The following is a 21512-nucleotide window of genomic DNA, read 5'->3' as shown; positions in this document are numbered from 1 at the left end:
GGCACCTTAATGGCTAATAAAGTGTAATAAGCACCAAATTAAAAGGCTGATTTTTGTGAAGCAAAGAATCTTAATTTAAAACACAAAGACTAACACCATGAATGCAAGTAAATTTTTAGACCCTTTTGAAAAGGAAAGACTTGAAAAAGGATATGGAAAAATGGATGACCAAGGTGAAGAAGTTACCATGGTCTTAGGTCATAAAGATGTTCGAAGATGTGCACATAATCATAAAATCTATCAATCTGGAGCGGCTCCCGGCAGAATTGTAATACCTTCTGAAGAAAATATTAGAGAAACACGTCAAATACCTTTTGAAGTTGATCCACCGTTGCATGGGGGGTATAGAGCGATTTTAGATGCTTGGTTTAAACGACCATTAAAAAAAGAGTATACTTCAAACCTTGAAAGTCAAATACAATCTTTAGTGAAATCCGTTTTGAAAATGGACTCTTTAGATGTGGTGAGCAAATTCGCATTGCCATTACAGTCTCGAGCTTTAACTCTACTACTCAATACCGCATATTCTCATGCAGATACTTGGGTTTCTTGGGGTACTCATGTGTTTAGAAGTGAAGATACCGCTTTAGATGGCGATAAGGCTAATATTTTATATGATTATATTGATAAAGAAATCGATAGAGCAATTGCTAATCCTACCGACGATTTATATTCTGTTTTATTGGCATCTGAAGCTAATGGTAAGAAATTAACTAAAGAGGAAGTTAAGGGGGTCATAATATTAACTTTTGCTGGAGGAAGAGATACGGTTATAAATGCGGTAACAAACTCTATTTCTTATTTTGCAGAGCACCCAGAGTCACTTGAAAGACTTCGCAAAGAACCAGAAATTCTAAATTCAACAATAGAAGAACTTATTCGCTATTTCTCTCCATTAACACAAATGGGAAGAGTATCTACCGAAGGTGCTTCAGTTTGCGAACATGCCTTAAAAGCAGATAGTAAAATATCGTTATGTTGGGCATCTGCAAATCGTGATGCAAGCGTTTTTGAAAATGCAAATGAAATCGTTATAGACCGAAAAATAAATCCGCATGTCGCATTCGGGTTCGGGACACATAACTGTTTAGGAGCTACACATGCAAGACAAATAATGAAAGTTCTTATAAGGACATTAATAAATGAAGTGAAATCTATAGACATTTTAGATTATAAAGAAAACATTGAAGATTTAGGGGCCTTTAAACGTAAAGTAGGATTTGATAGCCTGCACGTTAAATTCAATTCAAAAAAAATAAAAAAATAAAAAATGGCAACAATAACATTTATTACAAATGATAATGAAACTATAATTGCAGAAGGTACTACTGGTAGTGTTATGGAGCTTGCAGTCCAAAATAAAGTAAAAGGAATAGACGGCGACTGTGGCGGTGTTTGCTCATGTGCAACCTGTCATGTACACGTAGAAGCCGAGCATTGGGAGAAAATCGGAGCGCCAAGTGAATTAGAAAATGACATGCTTGAGTTCGACGAAAATGTAAGCGAATATAGTCGTCTTTGCTGTCAAATCGATGTAACAGATGCAATTGATGGGGTAGTTTTAAAAGTAGTAAAATAATGTTGACGGAAACATCAAATAAAATTTGTGTCGTAATCGGCGCAAGTCATGCAGGGGTGAATTTCGCATTCGCGCTACGAAAAGAAGGTTGGGAAGGTGAGATTATTTTATTTGATAGTGATCCTGATTTCCCTTACCACAGACCGCCCTTATCCAAAGCATATTTAACGAGTGAAGAAGGCACACAACACGATTTATTGTTTCCGAAACAAAATTACGAAACTGATAATGTGACCCTGAAATTAGGGCAAACAATCAGCTCAATTCATCGTAAAGAAAAAAGCATCTCAATTTCTGATGGTTCAGTTCAGCACTACGATAAATTAGTTATTTCAACAGGGTCACGACCTTTCATTCCATCAATAAAAGGGTTGAATACAGCAAATAATGTTTTTGCAATGCGAACCGCAGAAGATGCTATTAATATTAGAAATGCACTTAAAAAAAACCATAACAAAGTAGTCATTATTGGTGGTGGATACATAGGTCTAGAAACTGCTGCATCTTTAAGTAAAAAGGGCGCTTTGGTAACTGTTTTAGAACGCGAAGAACGTGTGCTTTCTCGTGTTACCGCTCCTGAAATGTCTACCTATTTTGAAGAGTTGCATCATAATCATGGGGTTTCCATTTTATCGAATAAAAATGTAAAATCAGTTGATTTTCATAATAAGATCAATGAAGTTCATTGTGATGATAGTTCTAGCTATAAAGCAGATATCATCATCGTTGGCGTTGGTATTAAAGTAAATACTGAATTAGCTGAGAAAGCTGGTTTAGAAATTAAAGACGGAATAAAAGTTGACGCCTACTGCAAAACCAATGACGAAAACATATATGCTTTAGGTGATTGTACCTATCATTATAATTTGCACTACAAAAAATATATCAGATTAGAATCAGTGCAGAATGCGGTGGATCAAGCAAAAATTGCGGCAAAATCTATTTGTGGTGAAGACATAGCATATAACTCCATTCCTTGGTTTTGGTCAGACCAATATGATGTGAAATTACAAATGGTGGGTTTATCACAAGGGTACAATCAAACTATTAAGCGAATAGAAACAGAAAGGGACAACTGCCAATCAGTTTGGTATTTTAAGGATGATGAATTACTCGCAGTTGATGCCATTAATAATGCAAAAGCGTATATATTGGGAACTAGATTTATTCAAAAAAATCAGATAATTGATAAAAATAAACTTTCAGATATTTCCATTGGTATAACACCAACCAGCTTTATTTAAATTCCGTACTAAAATGAAAAATATGTCGATACAGTCAAAATGCGCAATAGCAACAGGCGATGGTAATTTTATCATCGACACAGTCTCTATCGCAGAGCCTAAGGCAGATGAAATAATCGTTAAAATAAAAGCTGCTGGTCTTTGCCATACCGATCACGATTCTCTAAAATGGGGCAAACCAATTGTTATAGGTCATGAAGGCGCAGGTATTGTAGAACAGATTGGCAGCGCTATTACAGATTTTAAGATTGGCGATAAGGTGATTTTAAATTGGGCTACCCCTTGTATGAAATGCTTTCAGTGTCAAGAAGGCAATCAACATATTTGCGAAAATAATTCGCCTGTAACAGCTGGCGGAAATGGCTACACACCCGGTCATGCCCATTTGGAAGGCACAAAATGGAACAACGAGCCTATAGAGCGTTCTTTCAATATCGGTACTATTTCTGAATACGCTTTGGTTAAAGAATCGGCTTGTGTTAAGTTAGAAAGTGATATGCCTATGCCCTCGGCAAGTATTATTAGCTGTGGTGTAATGACTGGTTATGGATCGGTAGTAAATTCTGCAAAATTAACTCCAGGTAGTTCAGCGGTTATTCTAGGTACTGGGGGCGTTGGTTTAAATGTTATTCAAGGAGCAAGAATTTCTGGTGCATTTAAAATAATTGCAATAGACATTAATAAAAAGCGTCTTGAAATGGCTGTAAATTTTGGTGCTACACACACCATACTTGCAGATATAAATGATATCGGATTATTACAGGCATCTGAAAAAGTGAAAATATTAACCGAAGGTAGAGGTGCAGACTATGCATTTGAATGCACTGCCGTACCAGCCTTAGGCGCAGCCCCTTTGGCCATGATAAGAAATGCCGGGACAGCAGTTCAAGTTAGTGGTATAGAAGAAACCATTTCAATTGATATGAACTTGTTTGAGTGGGATAAAATTTATATTAATCCGCTTTACGGCAAGTGTCGTCCACAAATAGATTTTCCAAAATTAGTGAAACTTTATGATAAAGGTGATTTAATGTTAGATGAAATGATCACTAGAACATATACTATTGGTGAACTGCAACAAGCTTTTGATGATATGTTGGCAGGCAAAAATGCCAAAGGTGTAATCGTTTTCGAATAAAATAATATGTCAAAATTCAGAACCACAGAAATTTCCGAACCAGAATTTGAAAATAATCACGTTCGATTTATCACAGTAAAAACTCATAATCTTAAAGGAAGAGGTGACATTTGTGTATTTGTTCCTCCTGGTGAGGATTTAAAAGACTTACCCATAGTTACACTTTTACATGGCGTTTATGGTAGTGCCTGGGTTTGGACCCAGAAAGCAGGCGTGCATCTTACCGCTTTAAGAATGATAAATAAAGGAATAATAAAACCAATGGTGATTGCCATGCCATCGGACGGACTATGGGGTGATGGTTCTGCGTACATACCACATAACAATCTTGATTTTGAGAAATGGATCGTTGAAGATGTAATTGATGCAGTTATTGAAAACATTACCTGTACTAGCTCAAAATCAGATTTGTTCATTTCTGGATTATCAATGGGAGGTTATGGTGCATTGCGACTTGGCGCAAAATACCCTGAGAAATACAAGGCAATTTCAGGACATTCTTCAATCACCAATAAAGACCAGATGCATTTATTTATAGAAGAAAATGAAAACCATCACTATCTAAACAGCAGGAAGGATGACAGTGTTTTCGACATGATGAAAAAAAACAAAAAAAACTTACCCCCCATCCGATTTGATTGTGGAAGGGATGACTTGCTAATTGAACACAATAGAGAACTGCACAGAAAACTCGATAAAATAGCTGTGAATCACATATATCAGGAATTTAATGGTACTCACGAATGGTCCTATTGGCAAAAGCACATTCAAGATACTCTGTTGTTTTTTGATTTTATAAAGAAAGAATCATAAGTTCTAGGTTTTGAATCATATTAAACATAAAGCAGGGTACATCTTTCTTCGTTTGTAGCCCTTTATAAAGTTGGGATGAAAAGAGAAAGTTGAATTCAATATTAAAAAATTTAATTAGAACACTTTTTTTATAATCAAACATTAGCGGGGGCCGGCCCCCGCTATTGTTTTAACTTACACACTTTATCAGATAGTCCCTTTCACAATAAAAAAATTAATGCTGCACCAATGTTGCACCTGAGCAAAAAAAACCTAAAATTGAGAGACTCTCTACGACTATCATCACCTTTAAAAGGTACTGGCGTGGAGATTCAAATTTCCGCACCTCGTGCCACCAGATCCTAAGTCTAGCGTTTCTGTCAGCTCAAACACCACGACCGCTTTTTCAATAATTTACGGACATTTATTTGGTTAAGCCCTATGTCTTTGATACTTTGTTTTGACCAAACTTATTGACCATAAATTGCGTCATATCTCACGAGTTGAACACCTCAATTCAGTCCATTAAATAATTCATCTCAATGTCACTCCAATATCAATTTCAATTTTTCCATATCCTGACTTACCTTTTTTTCCACTACCTGTGCATAAATTTGGGTTGTTGTCAATTTAGTATGACCTAGTAATTTAGAAACTGTTTCGATTGGCACTCCATTACTTAAGGTCACAATCGTAGCAAAGGTATGTCGTGCCATATGAAAAGTAAGATTTTTTTTGATACTACAAAGATCTGCTATTTCCTTCAGATAGCTGTTCAATTTTTGATTGGACAGTTTGGGTAAAAGATTATCAGTTTCACAAGTCCTTATATGCTCACTGTATTTATCAATTAAATATCCAGCCTTTGCTAATAACGGGATTTTAAACGGAGTTCCAGTCTTTGTTCTCGTAGCCATTATCCAAGGATTACCATCTATTCCACTCACAATGTTTTTGCTTGTCAATTCCATGATATCACTATAGGATATACCTGTGTAGCAACTGAAAACAAATAAATCTCGAACAATAACCAGACGTTCAATTGAGGAATTTAAATCTTCAACAGCTTGTAGTTCTGCCTTTGTAAGGAATCCTCGCTCTTTCTTCTCAATCTTCATTTTAAAATTGACAAATGGATCTCTATCAATCCATTCCATTCGGTAACCAAGAGTTACCATTCTACGCAAACGTTTAATATGCTTCATTGCTGTATTGTTTCCAATTTTGGGTTGTCCAATCTTTGGGATGTAGGAACGAAGAAAATTCTCAAAACCTATTACAAAACCATAGTCAAGGTCAGAAAGAGGCATATCTGTTAACTTGTATTCATCAGAAATATACAATAACATATACTTTTGGCTAGTTTTATATTGGCCTTTCGTATTTATGTGCAGCTTGTGCTGCATCTTATTGTTATAATAATCAATAAGAGCTCGAAAGGTAAAGTGCCTTTTATCCTCTCCTAGAAATTTAGCCTTAATCATTTGAGAGGTAAACGGCTTATCTGCTGTTTTTAGTTCTTCATAAATCCGATAGATTTTTGATTGCACTTCATTCAAATATAAATTCAAAATACGTGAATCCTTATCTTTCCCTTTCGCTCTTTGAGATTTTTCATCCCAAGTAGCAATATTGATTTTCTTTTTAAGACTTATGTTGACACGTTTTCCGTTTGAAGTAATTCGCACGTAAATGTTTGCTTTGTTATTTACGGCGCGTTTACCGTATGCCCAAAACAGTACTGAAAATGTTGAAGAAGTTCTCATAGTTGTCGTCTTTAATGGTTAAACATTATATAGACGAAAGTCAAATCAACTAAAATATGGTATTAAGATACATCATTCTGTCAACATAGTTAGGAGAATCAAAAGATGTTGACGATTTGTGACCTTTCAGAATCAAATAGAACCAAATTCTATGATTTCCTGAAAAGCATAAAACCCCGTAAATCATAAGATTTACAGGGTTTTGAAGGCTTTTAACAACCTCTTCCGCGGTCTGGACGGGACTCGAACCCGCGACCTCCGCCGTGACAGGGCGGCATTCTAACCAACTGAACTACCAGACCGTTGCGTTAATGCAAGCCTACCCGACTAAACTTATCGTTTTCATCGCTCAGGCGGGTGCAAATATACACTGCATTTTCAATATCGCAAATATTTTTTGCGGTTTTTTAAAAAAAAATTTCCTACTTAAATTTCCCGCGCTCTACCATGTATGTTGTCAGGATCTTATCGAAATTCTTTGTGATGTCTGCCTCTACATATTTAATTTGATATTGACCACATTTCAGCCGTAACGCGTCAAAATAAGAACTTACCGCCTTCTCATAAGCCTCTTTTATAGTTTCTGGATACATATTGATCTGTGCACCTGTCTCGACATCTACAAACTTCTTAGGCGTGTTTTCAAAATCGAACGTCACCTCTTTACCTTTATCAAATACATGAAACAATACCACTTCGTGCTTTTTATGTCTTAAATGCCGGAGCGCCTCAAACACCTTAGAGTCGTCAGTGGTTGTTTGGAACATATCCGTAAAAAAGAAGATCAATGATCGTCTATGAAGTTTCTCGGCAATTTGATGTAAATACGTATAGGTCTCCGTTTGTTTTTGAATGGGTTTCTGAACGACTGTTTTACTCAGTTCGCCCAATAACATGTGATGGTGACGTTCACTCCCTTTTTCTGGAGCATAGTAATCATAAGCATCACTATAAATACTCATGCCCACGGCATCACGCTGCTTTTTAAGGATGTGCATCAAACTTGCTGATGCCAACGCTGCAAACGCTATTTTGTTCAGCTTATCAATCGAAAACGATGTCATCTCAGGATAATGCATTGAGCTACTGTTATCAATAATCAAATGGCACCGTAAATTGGTTTCCTCGTCATAGCGCTTGGTAAACAACTTGTCGGTTTTGGCATACAGCTTCCAATCAATATGCTTGGTACTTTCACCTTGGTTGTAAATCTTATGTTCCGCAAATTCTGCTGAAAACCCATGAAACGGACTTTTGTGCATCCCCGCAATAAAGCCTTCCACTACCTGTTTGGCGAGGAGTTCGAGGTTTTTAAATCCTCCGGTTTTATTAAGTTCTGCCTGTAAATTCATTGAATAAGATGTTAGACCGCTTTGCTTTTAGTATTAAGTATTAAGATTATTAAAACACCGTTTTATACTTTTAGAAGCCATATCTTAATGCTGGTAATACCCATTAGATCTTGCAAAATTTCATCACAAAAATTTAAAATATATAATAATGTCAGTTCGAGTGTTTTTAGATAACCTGCTCAGCAGGATATCTAAAAATATATCGAGAACCTTTAGTTATTTCCATTAGATTCTCGATACATTCTTAATATAGTTCATTTCGAAACAAACACTCCAATTCCTATTATTTCAAAATTTCGTCAACAATGCCATAAGCCACAGATTCATCGGCACCCATCCAATGGTCACGATTAAAGTCTTTCATGACCTTTTCCAACGTCTGACCACAATTTTCCGCTAATAAGCGTGCACTTAACTCTTTAGTTTTAATGATTTCCTGAGCCGTAATTTCAATATCACTTGCAGGTCCACGCGCACCACCACTTGGTTGATGAATCATCACACGGGCGTGAGGCTGAATAAAACGTTTGCCTTTTTCTCCTGCTGACAACAAAATTGACCCCATTGAGGCTGCAAATCCAGTACAAATGGTAGAAACCTCACTCTTTAAAGACCTCATACAGTCATAAATAGCGAAACCTGAGGTCACGTAACCTCCCGGACTATTGATATATAAATGAATGTCTTTGGTCTCTAAAGCATCCAAATACATCAAACGGTCAACCACATGTTTTGCCGATTTGTCATCTACCTGTCCCCAAAGGAACACTTTACGCTCTTCTATCAATTTGCTGTCAATAGCATCTTGTATTTTCTTTTTATCGCTCATTATTCTTAATTTTTTATCTAAATTAAAAAAAGGTTTACCATAACAGCAAACCTTTTATCATTTTATCTGATTATTCTATTGTTACTAACAGAAAATGGATCATACATTACCCTTAGCACATATAAAATGGCCTTAGCGACAAATGCCAATTCTGTTAAAAAACGATCTATAAAAGTCCGTCAATAGCGTCAGTGTAAGCATTTTTAGGAGCTACACCTACTTGTCTTCCAACAACTTCTCCGTTTTGGAACACTAATACGGTTGGGATGTTACGCACACCATACTTGGCAGCAAATTCCTGATTTGCATCTACGTCAACTTTACCCACTAAAGCTTTACCTTCATATTCTTCACTAATTTGGTCAATGATCGGGCCAACCATCCTGCATGGTCCGCACCAAGCTGCCCAAAAATCTACCATTACTGGTTTATCACTTTTTAAAACCATTTCTTCAAAGTTTGCATCTGTTATTTCTAATGCCATATTTTCTATACTTTAATTTGTTTCACTTCTATTTAATGCACAAAATTAGTCAAAAATTTTAGCAATCCTTACACGCTTAACATTTGTTTTGGTTATCGTTGGATGTGTGCTAGTTATGACTGCTTTTTGTGCGCATAAAACCGGGCTTTCCGTTATACCTGTCCGTTCGTTCAGGCGGGTCTTTTTACTGCTAAACTGTAGCCAAAAGGATGCCACTGCAATCCCTTGCGCAAAATTTGAACTAAACATTCTAATTCAATCTATAATACACATTCTGATAGTTCAATTCGTCCAATAATTCCTGGGATATTTTCACTTTTTGTTTTCTACTCGGCATATGCAATTTCATCTTTTCTTCGTTGTCATAAACCACAAAACTCAAGGCATGATTGCCTTCATGCATACTCAACACCTCATCGAGTGCTTTGATTTTACTTTCTTTCAAATCTTTAATTTCCAATTGAATGGACAACTTCTTAGCATAGGTATCCATCACATCATGTAACAACTGGAAACTGGTAAACTGCATCCTCGGCTCACTTTTCTTTCCCGTGTCTTTATTGGTCCAGCCTTCCTTAACATACACTTTCACGTACACAAAAGAGCTTCTAACCAAAAAATGTCTAAACCTCAGATACTCTTCTCCAAAAATCCGAAACTCAAAACTATCTGTATAATCTTCAATAGTAAACATGGCCCAACCCTTGCCTTGCTTACTTACGCGGTGCTCTACATCTGTAACCACACCTCCAAAGGTGAGTTCTCTATTAACATAAGGGTCAAGATTTGAAAAGAGTGCCAAAGCGGCATTACAAAAGGTTTTCATCTCAATTTTAAAATCGTCCAGTGGGTGGCCAGAAATATAAATGCCGACCACTTCCCGTTCTTGGGCCAATTTTTCCATAGTCCCCCATTCTTCACAGGGCGGCACTAGAGGTTCTGCAATCTGAACATCACTGGCATCTCCAAACAAACTGACTTGGGCTGAGTTTTCATTTTCTTGATGTTTGCTGCCGTACTTAATTGCTTTTTCCAAAAAGGTAATCCCATCACCTTCATCCTGGAAATACTGCGCTCTGTGAGTATCACTGAAACAATCAAATCCTCCCGCCAAAGCGAGGTTTTCAAAAGCCTTCTTATTGGCTGCCCTCAAATCGACACGCTTGGCAAAATCAAAAATAGATTTATAATGACCATCTTTCCTGCGATTTTCAACAATGGTCATGACGGCACCTTGCCCCACGCCTTTAATCGCCCCCATTCCAAACCGAACGGCATAATCTTTATTTACAGAGAACTTATAATAGGATTCGTTAACATCTGGCCCAAGCACATTCAACTTCATACGCTTGCATTCCTCCATAAAGAAGGTCACCTGCTTGATGTCGTTCATATTATTACTCAATACCGCCGCCATATATTCGGCAGGATAATGGGCTTTTAAATAGGCGGTTTGGTAGGCAATCCAAGCATAACAGGTAGAATGCGATTTATTAAAGGCATAACTCGCAAAAGCTTCCCAATCTTTCCAAATTTTCTCTAACTTTTTGGCATCGTGGCCTTTTGCTGCTGCTTGAGTAATAAACTGAGGTTTCATTTTGTCCAAAACCGCAATTTGCTTTTTACCCATAGCCTTACGTAAAACGTCAGCCTCACCCTTGGTAAACCCTGCCAATTTTTGAGACAGTAACATCACTTGCTCTTGGTATACCGTAATTCCGTAGGTTTCCTTAAGGTATTCTTCCATGGCAGGAAGGTCATATTCTATCTCTTCGTCGCCATGTTTACGTCTGGTAAAACTCGGGATATACTCCATTGGTCCCGGGCGGTACAAGGCATTCATCGCAATTAAATCCTCAAAAACAGTCGGCTTTAATTCCTTAAGGTGTTTTTGCATACCGGGTGATTCATACTGGAACACCCCCACAGTTTCTCCCTTTTGGAACAACTCATAAGTCAGTTCATCGTCTAAAGGAAAGGTATCCGGATCAAGTAAAATATCGTGTTTTGCTTTTACGATTTTTACCGTATCCTTAATTAAGGTCAAGGTTTTTAGTCCCAAGAAATCCATTTTCAGCAACCCCGCATCCTCCACCACGGAGTTATCGAATTGGGTCACATATAAATCAGAATCTTTTGCCGTAGCTACTGGTACGAACTTCGTAATATCATCAGGTGTAATAATCACCCCACAGGCATGAATTCCCGTATTACGCACAGAACCTTCCAGCATGCGTGCCAAATTAACGGTTTCCGACTCTAAGCCTGACCCTTCAGCGATATTGAGGAGCTCGTTTACTTTTTCTAAATCTTCTGATCTAAAGGCTTTACTCAACTGCTTTTCATCATACCCAAAAATTTTGCCCAATTTGGACATGGTCGGGATGAGCTTTGCAATCCTATCCGCATCAAAAAGTGGTAAATCTAAAACCCTGGCGGTATCTCTAATGGACGACTTAGCCGCCATGGTACCATAGGTAATAATTTGTGCTACCTGGCTACTGCCGTATTTTTTGATGACATAATCCATAACCCTACTTCGACCTTCATCATCAAAATCAATATCAATATCTGGCATACTGACACGATCGGGATTTAAGAAACGCTCAAAAAGCAGATTGTACTTCAATGGGTCTATATTGGTAATCTTTAAACAGTACGCCACCACCGATCCTGCTGCTGAACCACGTCCCGGCCCCACAGAAACATCCATATTACGTGCCTCCCGTATAAAATCCTCAACAATCAAGAAATACCCTGGATATCCTGTGTTTTCAATAACGCTCAACTCAAAATCAAGCCGTTCTTTAATTTCGTCCGTCAGTTCAGGGTAACGTTTTTTGGCGCCTTCATAGGTGAGGTGGCGCAAATAGGCATTTTCACCTCGCTTCCCTTTGTTAATTAGATCTTCGTCATGTTTAAACTCGTCAGGAATTCCAAAGGCCGGTAATAAAACATCTCTAGCCAATTCAAAAGGCTCAATCTTATCAACCACCTCCTGAATATTGGAAATCGCGTCAGGCAAATCCTTAAAGAGTTTTTTCATCTCTTCAGACGACTTGAAATAATATTCCTGATTTGGCATTCCGTAACGGTAACCACGCCCACGACCTATTGGTGTGGCCTGCTTTTCACCGTCTTTTACACACAATAAAATGTCATGCGCATTGGCATCTTCCTTCTTACAATAATAGGTATTGTTGGTGGCCACCAATTGGATTTCATGTTTTCTGGCAAAGTCTACCAACACCGGATTAACCCGATTTTCATCTTCCTGATTATGGCGCATCAACTCAATATACAAATCAGCTCCAAATTCTTGTTTCCACCAAAGCAGTGCTTCTTCCGCTTGATTTTCGCCAACATTCAAGATTTTACTCGGCACCTCGCCGTAGAGATTCCCCGTCAGCACAATCAAATCTTCTTTGTACTGTTGGATCAATTTTTTATCAATTCGTGGTAGATAGTAAAACCCATCTACAAAGGCATGAGAAGATAATTTGGCTAAATTGTGGTAGCCTTTTTTGTTTTTTGCCAACAGCACAATTTGGTAGCCATTATCTTTTCTACTTTTATCTTTATGGTCTTCACACACAAAAAACTCACACCCTAAAATAGGTTTAATAATCTTTTCCTTTGGAATTTCGCCGCGTTCTTCAGCAGTTTTATTTCTGGCTTCGACCCCTCTATTATGATTGCTTACCGCTTTTACAAAATGAAAAGCCCCCATCATATTGGCATGATCCGTAAGCGCTACAGCAGGCATATTTTGCTGAGCTGCGGCAGCAACCAAATCAGGCACGCTGATGGTAGATTGCAAAACAGAAAATTGAGAGTGGTTGTGTAAATGCGCAAACTCAACCTCCTTTAATTCTTTAATATTTTGAGCAATCTCCGTTTTGGAAGGCTCATCAGATTCCTGCAACGCCTGAATCTGCTTTTTGATTTTCGCACTTTCTGCCTTAAGGTTGATATGCTTTAACCCTATTAGCTGAATCGTTGCCGGATTCTCCCTCGTAAAGTTCTCAAAATAATCTGAAGGGGCGTCTAACTGCTCAATGGTATACTCTTCACGTCTGACCAATTCTAAAAAACAACGCGTGGTTGCTTCAACATCGGCAGTGGCATTATGTGCTTCTGCAAAGGGTTGATGGAATAAAAATTGGTGTAATTCTGTTAAGGTTGGTAACTTAAATTTACCATAACGTCCTCCTGGCAGTTGACATAAACTTGCAGTATGTTCCGTACAGGTATCCAAAACCGGAAGTTTCTGCAAAACATTGTCAACGTTTTCACGGTGGAATTCCGCGCCCATGATATTCAAGTCGAACCCCACATTCTGGCCCACCACAAACTTCGTTTTAGCCAACGCCGCATTAAATTTCTCCAAAACTTCGGCCAACGGAATCCCTTGCTGCTGGGCAAGCTCGGTAGAAATACCGTGGATTTTCTCGGCATCATAAGGAATATTGAAGCCCTCAGGTTTTACCAAATAATCCTGATGCTCAATGCAGTTGCCCAAAGCGTCATGTAATTGCCATGCAATTTGGATGCATCTTGGCCAATTGTCAGTATCACTAATGGGTGCATCCCAACGTTTTGGTAATCCTGTGGTTTCCGTATCGAAAATTAAATACATGCTTTTTTTAATCTATATATTGTGAATTCTTATATACCCTTGTCGTTTCTTTCTTTATAATCTGTCAGTTGAAATCGCTTATAAATTATTGGGGTCGCGACTACTTCCATACCATCAAAGAAAAGCTCTTCCAAGTGAATGCTAACGTCTCTATTTACAGAGACTCAAATCGACACCCCTAACTATTAAATCGTTAAGTAATGTTTTTTTTTGAAAGAAAAGTTTTTAAAATTACATATAATTAACGCTTTTTGAAACGAAAGTTATAAACAGTTTCAAATAAAAATTGGAACAATTCCTGATGGCGCGTCTTCATTAGTTTAGCGCGCTCTTTGATCGCTATATAAGTTCACTGAAACTACTTGACAGGTTTTATCTTTAGGAAGTGATTGTTGAGGATCTGAAATAACTGTTGATTTAATAGTTCTTTCTCTCGATTTAGTGTGAGGGCCATCATCAGTAACGACCTAATATCCCATAGCGGCACTTTAGGTAACAACCTCACACCAAACCACATAAACTGTAAAAAAATTACTTACATTTAGATTTGTAAGAATATTAAAACGCATGTTTATTTGCAACAAATTACACATCAATACAAATTTTATAGTATCTTTGCGCCCGCCTGAAGGACATAAATTGTTTATGTCGGGCAGGCTCTTATTATTAATAATAGAGGTCGCGAACCTCACTAATTAATTTTTTATGTCAGTTAAAATTAGATTACAAAGACGCGGAAAGAAAGGGAAACCTTATTTCTGGATTGTTGCAGCTGATGCACGATCAAAAAGAGATGGTAAATACTTAGAGAAAATCGGTGCTTACAATCCAACCACTAACCCAGCAACTATTGAATTAAACGTTGATGATGCTGTTAAGTGGCTTCAAAATGGTGCACAACCTACGGATACGGCAAGAGCAATTTTGTCTTACAAGGGTGCCATGTTGAAAAATCATCTTGCAGGTGGTGTCAGAAAAGGTGCTTTAACAGAAGAGCAAGCAGCAGAGAAATTTACAGCTTGGTTAGATGAAAAAGCAAACAAAGTTGACGCTAAGAAGGATGGTTTAGCAAAAGCGCAAGCTGATGTTAAAGCTAAAGCTCTTGAAGCTGAAAAAGAAGTAAATGCTAAACGTGAAGCTGAAGCGGCCAAGTTAGTTGCTGACGCAGAAGCTGCTGAAGCGGCTGCAAATGCTCCTGCTGAAGAGGCTACAGATGTTGAAGCTACTACTGAAGAAGCTCCAGCGGATGATGCTGAAACAAAAACAGAAGAATAAAGAATTTATTTTTTATACTTTTAAACTCCGATATGACCTATCGGAGTTTTTTTTTGTGAAATAGCATTCTATTTTTTTAAATAGAATGCGTGATTGAACAAATCCCGCCCTTTGGCGGGATCTCATAAATAACGGGATCTCATAATTCTTCAGTAAATTTCAGCGCTTTTAGCGAGATCTCATAATAAATAATTAGGATTTCCGTCTTCGCGGAAATGAAAATAAATAGTTTCAATGGATAAAAAAGACTGCTTCTACGTTGGTAAAATTGTAAAAAAATACAGTTTTAAAGGTGAATTACTGATAAAATTGGATACTGACGAACCAGAGATCTATGAAGATATGGAGTCTGTTTTTGTAGAGCTTCGCAATAATTTAGTACCCTTTTTTATTGAATCTTCCCAGTTGCACAAATCAGAATTGTTACGCATCAAATTTGAAGATGTAGACACCGAACAGGATGCCGATGCCCTATTAAAATCTGACATTTATCTTCCTTTAGAATTTCTTCCGAAGCTAGAGGGTAACAAATTTTATTTTCACGAGATCATCGGGTTTACTGTTGAAGATGTCAATTTCGGAACCGTGGGCATTGTCAAATCGGTTAATGACTCTACGGCGCAAGCCCTTTTTGAAATTGATCGTGACGGTATTGAAATCTTGATTCCGCTTAACGACGCTTTTATTAAGAACGTTGATAAAAAAAATAAATTGATTGTAGTAGAGGCGCCTGAAGGATTGATTGATCTCTACCTACAATAAATTGACGTTTTCTATGAAACCTTTTCAATTCAAACAGTTTACAGTCTACCAAAACCGTTGCGCCATGAAAATTGGTACAGATTCAGTCTTACTGGGCGCTTGGGCATCTTTAGACGCCAACCCCTATTCAATTTTAGATATTGGCGCGGGCACAGGAGTTTTGGCCTTAATGATGGCGCAACGCAGTGCAGCAGAACTTATTGATGCCATTGAAATAGACGATGCGGCTTACGTACAGTGTGTGGATAATTTTGAACAGTCGCCATGGGCCGATCGACTCTTTTGCTACCATGCTGCTTTAGACGAGTTTGTTGAAGATCTTTCTGATGACGAATCAGGGATGGATGATTCGTACGATTTAATTATTTCCAATCCGCCGTTTTACACTGACACTTATAAAAGCGATAATCAGCAACGCGATTTAGCACGGTTTGCAGATGCGATGCCCTTTAGACATCTGATAGAAAGTGTTTCAAAATTACTTTCTAAACAAGGTCTGTTTTCTGTGATCATTCCATTTTCAGAAGAGAAAGATTTTATGGTGTTGGCATCTAAAGAACACTTGTATCCGCAGCGAATTTTAAGAGTGAAAGGAACTCCAGAGTCCGAAATCAAACGCAGTTTAATTGAATTTTCGTTTCAGGAAACGACTGTCAATCCTAAGGAATTAGTTATCGAAACCGCTAGACACCAATACACTGAGGATTATATTGCACTGACCAAAGACTTCTATCTCAAAATGTAATTTTAAATTGTACACTGCAAACGATTTCGTTACTTTTGTAATTGACTAAAATTAAATTCAACAGCATGAAGCCAGATTTGTTCCAAGCACCAGATTATTACAATATAGACGAGTTATTAAATGACGAGCATCGTTTAGTGCGTGATGCCGCAAGAGAATGGGTAAAACGTGAAGTGTCGCCAATAATTGAGGAATATGCCCAAAAAGCAGAATTCCCTAAACAAATCATCAACGGCCTTGCTGAAATAGGCGCTTTTGGACCTTATATTCCTGCAGAATATGGCGGTGCAGGACTAGACCAAATTTCTTACGGATTGATCATGCAAGAAATTGAGCGTGGTGATTCGGGCGTGAGAAGTACAGCTTCTGTGCAGTCATCATTGGTAATGTATCCAATTTGGAAATATGGCAACGAAGCCCAACGCCAAAAATTCTTACCTAAACTTGCTAGTGGCGAATGGATGGGCAGTTTTGGACTGACTGAACCTGATCACGGCAGCAATCCTGCCGGCATGACTACTAATTTTAAAGACATGGGCGACCATTACCTTTTAAATGGTGCAAAAATGTGGATTTCAAATGCCCCTTTTTGTCAAGTAGCCGTTGTTTGGGCCAAAAGTGAAGAAGGTCGTATTCACGGATTAATTGTAGAACGTGGTATGGAAGGCTTTACAACTCCAGAAACGCATAACAAATGGTCGTTGAGAGCCTCTTCAACAGGAGAGCTTATTTTTGACAATGTCAAAGTTCCAAAAGAAAACTTATTACCAAATAAATCTGGTTTAGGCGCACCGCTGGGTTGCTTGGACTCGGCTCGTTATGGTATTGCTTGGGGCGCTATTGGTGCAGCAATGGACTGTTATGACACAGCCTTAAGGTACAGTAAAGAACGCATGCAGTTTGGAAAACCAATCGGTCAATTCCAGTTGCAACAAAAGAAATTGGCTGAAATGATTACTGAAATCACCAAAGCACAATTGTTGGCTTGGAGGTTGGGTGTAATGAGAGAAAATGGAACAGCTACCTCAGCCCAAATATCTATGGCAAAACGTAACAATGTGGATATGGCAATTACCATTGCGCGTGATGCACGGCAAATGTTAGGCGGCATGGGTATTACTGGCGAGTACAGCATTATGCGCCATTCCATGAATCTTGAAAGCGTTATTACTTATGAAGGGACACATGACATCCATTTACTGATTACAGGGCTTGATATTACAGGACTGAGTGCCTTTAAATAAATTTACCTGTACCAACAGTAATCTTGTAATTTGAATTGAAAGACTTCTTTAAAACAAAAAATGCTTCTCTTAAGGGAAGCATTTTTTTGTATTTAAAACCATGAGTGTCCGGTAAAACAGGTGAAAAGTTTACAAACCCCATTAAGGCAAGACCTGATACGAGATCTTAAAAATGACACTTTGCTTTTTAAGACCAATTCCACTTAGAGTGATTGGGCAAATTTAATTTAGAACAACAACCGTTTATCAGTCAGTTACAATCAAATCTTTGTTCTTTTCCCGATAGCTACCGGGACTAGAAGCGAAGCGGTCTTAATTCTTGTCGGACAATAATGTATTAAAATTCAAAACTGAAAGGTGAAAGGTTTTACCTTCGTATAACGTTATTAAGATTCAGGCGCCAGTTCCACCTCTAGGCCTTCCATTTCTGGAGTGATTTGAATTTGACATCCCAATCTTGAATTGTCTTTTACATAAAATGCTTCAGAAAGCATTGCTTCTTCGTCATCTTGCATTTCTGGGAGTTCAGTAGCACTCACCACATAACATTGACATGAGGCGCACATGGCCATTCCGCCACAGACTCCAATAGTCCCTTCAGGAGCTAGCTCATAACTTCTAACCACCTCCATAAGATTCATGGCCATATCAGTAGGCGCTAACACTGTATGGGCAACCCCTTCTCTATCCGTTATTTTTATAGTAATATCCTGTTCCATTGTTAATCTATTGCTTTAACTACTTGTTTGGGGGCTTCTTTACGTGTTCCATCAAATCCATTCACACCACTCACGGTGGTATATTTTAAAACATATTTTTTTCCCGGATTGATAATTTGATACGCTGCTTGGCACATCAAGGTCGCTTCATGAAAACCGCAAAGAATCAGTTTCAATTTCCCTGGATAGGTATTGACATCGCCAATGGCAAAAATACCAGGAATGTTGGTTTGGTAGTCCAAGGCATTATTCACCACAATCGCATTCTTCTCAATATCAAGCCCCCAATTGCCAATAGGACCGAGTTTTGGAGACAACCCGAATAAAGGAATAAAGTGATCACATTCCACCTCAAATTCTCGTTCGATATTTTTGGATTGCGCCACTACCACAGCTTCCACCTTATGATCTCCTACAATATTAATCACTTCTGCAGGGGTGATAAGATTGATTTTGCCTTGGTTTTTTAACTCTTGAACTTTGTCCACAGAATCCAGCGCACCTCTAAACTCATTACGGCGATGGATTAAGGTTACTTTTGAAGCGATATTAGAAAGAAAAATGCTCCAGTCTAAAGCAGAATCGCCGCCGCCAGAAATCACCACACGCTTGTTGCGGTACATTTCAGGATCTTTTATAAAGTACTCAACCCCCTTGTCTTCAAAATAACCAATGTTGGCAATTAAGGGTTTACGCGGTTCAAAACTACCCAAGCCACCAGCAATTGCAACCACCGGCGCTTGATGTTGTGTGCCTTTATTAGTGGTAACAATAAAGCTACCGTCGGCTTGTTTTTCTATAGTTTCTGCGCGTTCTCCTAAAGTAAATCCAGGCTCAAATTGCTTGCACTGCTCCATAAGATTAGTGGTCAAATCTCCCGCCAATATTTCAGGAAAACCAGGAATATCGTATATGGGTTTCTTGGGATAAATTTCAGAACATTGACCTCCAATCTGGGGTAAAGCGTCAATAAGATGGCATTTCAATTTTAATAATCCAGCTTCGAACACAGCAAATAATCCTGTTGGTCCTGCGCCAATGATAAGTATATCTGTTTTAATCATATAATAGACCCAAAAAACGGGTAACTCATTTAATTCAACTTCATTTTAGCATGCAAAAATCCAACTAATGAAATTTAAATTTTATGATATTAATCATATTAAAAAATCATTAGGATTTGCATTTGGAACTCCTATTTCTCTGACAAACTTAGGTCTGCCAAATTGTAGTCAGCAATTTAATACAAATAGAAATTATCCCTCAACATTGATGACGTGTTCAATTTGTGGTGCGTATTTTTTGATGGTCATTTCAACACCAGACTTTAAGGTCATTTGATTGACTGAACATCCTACACAGGCACCTTCTAACTGCACTCTAACTAGATTATCATCTTCTATGGACAACAACGAAATATCGCCTCCATCGCTTTGAAGAAATGGACGTATCTCATCAAGTGCCTTTTCAACATTTAATCTCAATTCTTCAGTTGTCATCTTTCTCATATTAAGGTATTAACGAAACCTTTTAAAAGTATCGTCGTTTATTTTTTTACTGCTGAACAACCAGCCATGGTGGTTATTTTTATCGCTTCAGTAGGTGGTAAATCGTCATTACGCCTCACAACTTCTTCCACAACATTCTGGGTTATTTTTTCAAAAGCCAATTGTAATGGTGTAGCGGTTTGCATAGCTGCAGGACGCCCAATATCTCCAGCTTCGCGAATGCTCTGCACCAAAGGTATATGCCCTAAAAAGGGTACATTTAAATCTTCAGCCAAGTTTTTGGCACCATCTTTTCCAAAAATATAATATTTGTTTTCTGGCATCCCGATAGCTATCGGGACTTCAGGTGTAAAATAGGCCATATTTTCAATAATTCCTAACACTGGCACATTAATGCTTTCCTGTTGGAACATGGCCACACCTTTTTTGGCATCTGCCAACGCTACATTTTGTGGGGTACTCACAATAACCGCTCCCGTTATTGGCAAGGACTGCATGATGCTTAAATGAATATCTCCCGTTCCCGGTGGTAAATCAATGAGCATAAAATCCAGTTCGCCCCAATGCGCATCAAAAATCATTTGATTTAAAGCCTTTGCTGCCATTGGTCCACGCCATACTACGGCTTGGTCCGGTTGGGTAAAAAATCCGATGGATAAAATCTTAACTCCATAATTTTCTACAGGCTTCATCTTCGATTTTCCATCAATGTTGACCGCCATAGGACGTTCTTTTTCTACATCAAACATAATAGGCACTGAGGGCCCATATATGTCGGCATCAAGAATCCCCACTTTAAAACCCATTTGAGCCAAAGTAACCGCTAAGTTCACGGTAACTGTAGATTTACCTACGCCACCTTTTCCCGACGCCACGGCTACAATATTTTGAATTCCGGGAATGGCTTTTCCTTTTATACTGTTGGCCAAAGATTTTGCAGGCGCATCAACTTTTACATTGACTGTAATTTTGGCTTTTTCATATACTTTTTCATGAATGGCTTTCATGATTTCAACTTCAGTTTTCTTTTTGGCCTGTAACGTTGGATTGTTTATGGTAATGTCAACAATAACTTCGTCGGCAAAAGTCACCACGTTCTTTACAGCACCGCTCTCTACCATATTTTTTCCTTCTCCTGGAACAGAAATGCTTTCGAGAGCTTTAAAGATATCTTGTTTATGTAATTTCATGTTTTCTGAGATGCTAAAAAGTAAAAGAATAGAGACGATGTTGCAAATTCGTTCCCATATTCTTTGCTTATATTAATTAAGAATCATTCTAAAGTACAAATATAATTAATATAGCTGGAAGAAGGAAGCTGGACGCACGAAGTTTTCAATGATAAGATTGACTAATTCTATAAATACAAACCATTCCAGAAACATCTCATTTTAGACTAATTAGAGCGTCCAGCTGTCATCTTGAAAGCGTCGCAT

At 38.1% G+C, this 21512-nt stretch carries 18 protein-coding genes and 1 tRNA gene; 9 read left to right on the top strand and 10 right to left on the bottom strand.

Annotated features, from left to right (window positions below; translation table 11 throughout):
• The first annotated feature begins 97 nt into the window (after positions 1-97).
• From JEM65_RS05560 to JEM65_RS05540, 5 genes are read left to right on the top strand one after another with little or no spacing between them, the layout of a single operon-like run.
• Positions 98-1267, top strand: a complete 1170-nt coding sequence (locus JEM65_RS05560) for a cytochrome P450 (protein WP_199597945.1) — start codon at positions 98-100, stop codon at positions 1265-1267.
• 3 nt (positions 1268-1270) lie between these two features.
• Positions 1271-1579 carry a 2Fe-2S iron-sulfur cluster-binding protein gene (locus tag JEM65_RS05555; protein WP_199597944.1) on the top strand — a complete coding sequence of 103 codons (309 nt, stop codon included), beginning with the start codon at positions 1271-1273 and terminating at the stop codon, positions 1577-1579.
• Positions 1579-2823 (top strand): NAD(P)/FAD-dependent oxidoreductase, encoded by a 1245-nt coding sequence (locus tag JEM65_RS05550; protein ID WP_199597943.1) that lies wholly within the window; start codon positions 1579-1581, stop codon positions 2821-2823. Before JEM65_RS05555 ends, JEM65_RS05550 begins: the two co-directional genes overlap by 1 nt.
• Before the next feature lie 13 nt (positions 2824-2836).
• Positions 2837-3961: a Zn-dependent alcohol dehydrogenase gene (locus tag JEM65_RS05545; RefSeq protein ID WP_306465078.1), complete on the top strand. Its 1125-nt coding sequence runs from the start codon at positions 2837-2839 to the stop codon at positions 3959-3961.
• A gap of 6 nt (positions 3962-3967) precedes the next feature.
• A complete protein-coding gene (locus JEM65_RS05540; RefSeq protein ID WP_199597942.1) occupies positions 3968-4774 on the top strand; it encodes an alpha/beta hydrolase in 807 nt (268 codons plus the stop codon).
• Positions 4775-5298: 524 nt separating this feature from the next.
• On the opposite strand, the gene JEM65_RS05535 is transcribed toward JEM65_RS05540, so the two are convergent.
• From JEM65_RS05535 to dnaE, 6 genes are all read right to left on the bottom strand, one after another.
• Positions 5299-6519, bottom strand: a complete 1221-nt coding sequence (locus tag JEM65_RS05535) for a site-specific integrase (protein ID WP_199597941.1) — start codon at positions 6517-6519, stop codon at positions 5299-5301.
• Positions 6520-6747: 228 nt separating this feature from the next.
• Positions 6748-6821: transfer RNA gene (locus JEM65_RS05530), tRNA-Asp, on the bottom strand.
• 120 nt (positions 6822-6941) lie between these two features.
• Entirely contained in the window at positions 6942-7871 is a 930-nt protein-coding gene (locus tag JEM65_RS05525; protein WP_199597940.1) for a DUF58 domain-containing protein, read from the bottom strand.
• Positions 7872-8154: 283 nt separating this feature from the next.
• The gene (locus JEM65_RS05520) at positions 8155-8700 is read right to left on the bottom strand and encodes a ClpP family protease (RefSeq protein WP_199597939.1); all 546 of its coding nucleotides are present in this window, start codon (positions 8698-8700) and stop codon (positions 8155-8157) included.
• Between the two features lie 166 nt (positions 8701-8866).
• The gene (trxA, locus tag JEM65_RS05515; RefSeq protein ID WP_146890162.1) at positions 8867-9184 is read right to left on the bottom strand and encodes a thioredoxin; all 318 of its coding nucleotides are present in this window, start codon (positions 9182-9184) and stop codon (positions 8867-8869) included.
• Between the two features lie 250 nt (positions 9185-9434).
• Complete coding sequence (gene dnaE / locus JEM65_RS05510) at positions 9435-13823, bottom strand: DNA polymerase III subunit alpha (protein WP_199597938.1); 4389 nt, start codon at positions 13821-13823, stop codon at positions 9435-9437.
• 705 nt (positions 13824-14528) lie between these two features.
• On the opposite strand from dnaE, the gene JEM65_RS05505 reads away from it, so the two are divergent.
• From JEM65_RS05505 to JEM65_RS05490, 4 genes are all read left to right on the top strand, one after another.
• Positions 14529-15098, top strand: coding sequence for a 30S ribosomal protein S16 (locus tag JEM65_RS05505; RefSeq protein ID WP_199597937.1), 570 nt, complete (start codon positions 14529-14531; stop codon positions 15096-15098).
• Positions 15099-15332: 234 nt separating this feature from the next.
• On the top strand, positions 15333-15860 hold the full coding sequence (gene rimM, locus JEM65_RS05500) for a ribosome maturation factor RimM (protein ID WP_199597936.1): 528 nt from the start codon (positions 15333-15335) through the stop codon (positions 15858-15860).
• 13 nt (positions 15861-15873) lie between these two features.
• Positions 15874-16605 carry a tRNA1(Val) (adenine(37)-N6)-methyltransferase gene (locus JEM65_RS05495; protein ID WP_199597935.1) on the top strand — a complete coding sequence of 244 codons (732 nt, stop codon included), beginning with the start codon at positions 15874-15876 and terminating at the stop codon, positions 16603-16605.
• A gap of 65 nt (positions 16606-16670) precedes the next feature.
• Positions 16671-17849 carry an acyl-CoA dehydrogenase family protein gene (locus JEM65_RS05490; protein ID WP_199597934.1) on the top strand — a complete coding sequence of 393 codons (1179 nt, stop codon included), beginning with the start codon at positions 16671-16673 and terminating at the stop codon, positions 17847-17849.
• A gap of 386 nt (positions 17850-18235) precedes the next feature.
• Here JEM65_RS05490 and JEM65_RS05485 read toward each other — a convergent pair whose 3' ends face one another.
• The 4 genes from JEM65_RS05485 to JEM65_RS05470 all read right to left on the bottom strand — a co-directional run bounded on the left by JEM65_RS05485 (position 18236) and on the right by JEM65_RS05470 (position 21266).
• Complete coding sequence (locus JEM65_RS05485) at positions 18236-18568, bottom strand: 2Fe-2S iron-sulfur cluster-binding protein (RefSeq protein WP_199597933.1); 333 nt, start codon at positions 18566-18568, stop codon at positions 18236-18238.
• A gap of 2 nt (positions 18569-18570) precedes the next feature.
• Entirely contained in the window at positions 18571-19632 is a 1062-nt protein-coding gene (locus JEM65_RS05480) for an NAD(P)/FAD-dependent oxidoreductase (protein WP_199597932.1), read from the bottom strand.
• A gap of 192 nt (positions 19633-19824) precedes the next feature.
• Positions 19825-20067 carry a NifU family protein gene (locus JEM65_RS05475; RefSeq protein WP_199597990.1) on the bottom strand — a complete coding sequence of 81 codons (243 nt, stop codon included), beginning with the start codon at positions 20065-20067 and terminating at the stop codon, positions 19825-19827.
• Positions 20068-20114: 47 nt separating this feature from the next.
• Positions 20115-21266, bottom strand: coding sequence for an Mrp/NBP35 family ATP-binding protein (locus JEM65_RS05470; RefSeq protein ID WP_199597931.1), 1152 nt, complete (start codon positions 21264-21266; stop codon positions 20115-20117).
• Between the last annotated feature and the right edge of the window lie 246 nt (positions 21267-21512).

This window comes from Gelidibacter salicanalis (genome assembly GCF_016469035.1).
Lineage (GTDB): Bacteria > Bacteroidota > Bacteroidia > Flavobacteriales > Flavobacteriaceae > Gelidibacter > Gelidibacter salicanalis_A.
Note: the sequence above shows the minus strand (reverse complement) of the source record. Positions and strands in the feature narration are given on the sequence as shown.